General features: G+C 57.7%; 1 protein-coding gene. It reads right to left on the bottom strand.

Annotated features, from left to right (window positions below; genetic code table 11):
• Nucleotides 1-48: 48 nt before the first annotated feature.
• Nucleotides 49-1386, bottom strand: coding sequence for an IS701 family transposase (locus tag XH79_RS06905; RefSeq protein WP_271581167.1), 1338 nt, complete (start codon nt 1384-1386; stop codon nt 49-51).
• Between the last annotated feature and the right edge of the window lie 65 nt (nt 1387-1451).

Genomic DNA, 1451 nt, shown 5'->3' with positions numbered 1-1451 from the left:
CACTACTTTGGCAGAACTGGTTTTTGCTACAGTTCTTCACGGATTGGTTTACTGCAGTATGCGCAGCGTTGCGATGGCGGCCGAAGAATGAGATCGACGATGGCGTGGCGTACGGCGGGCATGGTTGGTTGAGGCGGAGGGCCGTTGATTCTTTTTTTTCCGACCCGCGTGTGCGAGGCGACGGTGCTGCAAGAAGGCGTAGGCAATCATAGTCATCAGGGCGTGACGATGAAGACCTTGCCATGATCGCCCCTCGAAGTGATCGAGGCCAAGCTCCTCTTTCAACTGCTGATGGGCCTGCTCACAAATCCATCGGGCCTTGATAGTGGCTGCCAGTGTGCGCAAATCCGTCGTCGCGGGCAGGTTGGCGAGATAGTATTTCTTCTCCCCGGAGGCGCGTTGCTCGCCAATGAGCCAGGCTTCGTCGCCTGGCAGATGCTGCTGACCCTTATCCCAAATTCGCTGCGGAGGCCCGTCGGCGATGCGCACACGGACAGCAGCAAATCTGGCTTTCAGCCGACCTTTCGTCCCACTGCGCCAACTCACGGTCTTCCACTTGACGTCGGCCAACATGCGTTCTGCCGCGATCGATAATATATCCGGCACGTGGTGCTTCCGTGCTCGCCCGCGAACTTTGGTCACCGGCCAAATGAGCTGCACATTGACCGGATACACCTTGAGGTGACGAGGAATGCCAACGGCCCAGGCCAGTCCGCGTTCCGTTAGCCCTTGTCGAAACGGCGCGCTGAGCCCGTATCCTGCATCCGCCAACACACACCCAAAACGCACTTTGGCTGCCATCGCGCGGTCAATCTCGGCCAAAGCAATCTCCGGCTTGGATCGTGGCGTTCGGTATTCGGCCGGTACGCGGGCGCGTTTCAAACGAGGGGCGTCGCTTGTCCAACTCTCAGGTAGAAAGAGACGCAGTGCGACCATCACCGGCACCTCGTCGCGCGCGAGTGTCAGCGACACCAGCGTTTGGCAATTTGCCGTTTTGCCAAGAGCCGACGCATACTGAGCCGCAACACCAACTGAGCGGTCGCCCTTCTTCGGCATTGCCGTGTCGTCAATAACCAGCACCGCATCGTTGCCGCCGACAAGCCGATCGGCCTGATTGAGCAGTTCAGATTCCAGCGGTGTCGCGTCCCAAACACCATCGGCAATGAAATGGTGCAGCTGATCGTAGCTACCTGTTGCAAGGCGTTCCGCCATCGGCTGAACGCTTTTACGATCGCCGGGACCGATCAATCCCGCAACGTATAGCGGACACATCCGCTGTCGGGTCTTATGACCCAACCGATCCAAGAACGGCTTCAGCCAGCGTTCGAGTTCGTTTTCCCATTCCGTCATGGTCAGCCCTCCAAGAGCCGACCACCCATGAATCATTGAAAAATCGATTCGGGAATCCTGATTTGAACGCCAAATCTAACAATCTGCCAAAGTAGTGCTAG

It is taken from the genome of Bradyrhizobium sp. CCBAU 45389, assembly GCF_028128625.1.
Lineage (GTDB): Bacteria > Pseudomonadota > Alphaproteobacteria > Rhizobiales > Xanthobacteraceae > Bradyrhizobium > Bradyrhizobium liaoningense_B.
Note: the sequence above shows the minus strand (reverse complement) of the source record. Positions and strands in the feature narration are given on the sequence as shown.

Bases quoted from the DNA above. Each gene is read 5' to 3' on its own strand.
- XH79_RS06905 (WP_271581167.1), bottom strand. From the start codon at position 1,386: ATGATTCATGGGTGGTCGGCTCTTGGAGGGCTGACCATGACGGAATGG.